The organism is Polynucleobacter sp. 39-46-10, from assembly GCF_002282275.1.
Window position 1 is genome coordinate 1 of record NZ_NCJB01000535.1, and the last position, 1128, is coordinate 1128.

The window sequence follows — 1128 nt, forward strand, 5'->3', positions numbered from 1 at the left end:
CTACATATAGGAAATTCCCAACATCACAAATGATTTTGGGTTATTTCAAGACTCAAGTCCTTGACGGCGCTCAAGTGAATTTATTCAGGGTAAACCCTAGGTTAAATTACTGATGGGGATGGCTGATCGCCAGGTGGGAGGGAGTAGTCCAGCTTACGCTCATAAACACGCGCCTTGAAGCAGTCGTTGTAACCTTTACTGCCGATTTGCCAGCCAATTGAGGTGCAGTCATCTTGGGCAGCCGACTCAATGGAACCGCATCCAGCCAAAGAAATGGCAGCGATAGAGGCAAGAAGGGCTAGGGGGCGGAATATAGGTAAATTCATACCTCAAGTCTACTTGATTCTGACTTCAACTTCGAGGGGAATGCCCTCCTTACCTGCGCTAACGGTTTTGACCTCACCTAGGCTAATTCGATCATTTAGTTCTGGGCTACTTTTCACCATTAAGCTTTGCGCCTGCTTTGCTCGGTTTTTAGCCAGGACCTTCATATCTTCCTCTGTCACGGGAATGCTGGTAATCAGCTCCGCATGCAATTGATCATTGCGCCCCGCCCCATCTGGGAGAGTAATTAAACGTTGACCTAATTTAATTCTGCCTACGTATTGAGCATAGGCCGACTTCAAGCCAGACTGCACCTTGGGATCAGAAAAATCAGGCGTAGGAATAGGATCATTCGGTGAGATATTTATTCCAGCCAACTTGAGAATGGCTAAATCTGCGATGGCCCTCGCTAAAGCAGGCTTATCTTCATTAGGATCATAAGTGCCTACGAGCTCCAATGTGGCATGGGGCTTCTTCACTAAAAAATCGCCAAATTTTTCTAAACGATCTTGATTTGGCGGCAAGTACACAGCCTCGCCCAAAACCGCATTCACACCTTCATTAGCCCCCATTCCTAAGAGCGCACCTAAGGCTCTAAATGGTGCAGTGGCAACATTAGTTAAGACATTGCTGACTGCCTGCCACACCAGACCACTCGCACTGAACTCAGGTGAATCCACATTACCAGCAATATTGATCGTGACATCAATCGTATCGTCAGAATCCTCAAGCAGAGCGATTGCTAAACCCAGTGGCAATTTTTTCCCCTGAAAATCGGCCACTTCTTCGCCAAGCTCGATCTTC

General features: G+C 47.2%; 1 protein-coding gene and 1 pseudogene. Both read right to left on the reverse strand.

Annotated elements, in window-relative coordinates; translation table 11 throughout:
* Positions 1-101: 101 nt before the first annotated feature.
* Positions 102-326 (reverse strand): hypothetical protein, encoded by a 225-nt coding sequence (locus tag B7X71_RS17480; protein ID WP_293601678.1) that lies wholly within the window; start codon positions 324-326, stop codon positions 102-104.
* A gap of 9 nt (positions 327-335) precedes the next feature.
* Positions 336-1128 (reverse strand): annotated as a pseudogene (locus B7X71_RS17485) (hypothetical protein); the annotation flags it as partial.

Excerpts from the sequence above, each read along its gene's own strand:
- B7X71_RS17480 (WP_293601678.1), bottom strand. The coding sequence starts at position 326 with ATGAATTTACCTATATTCCGCCCCCTAGCCCTTCTTGCCTCTATCGCT.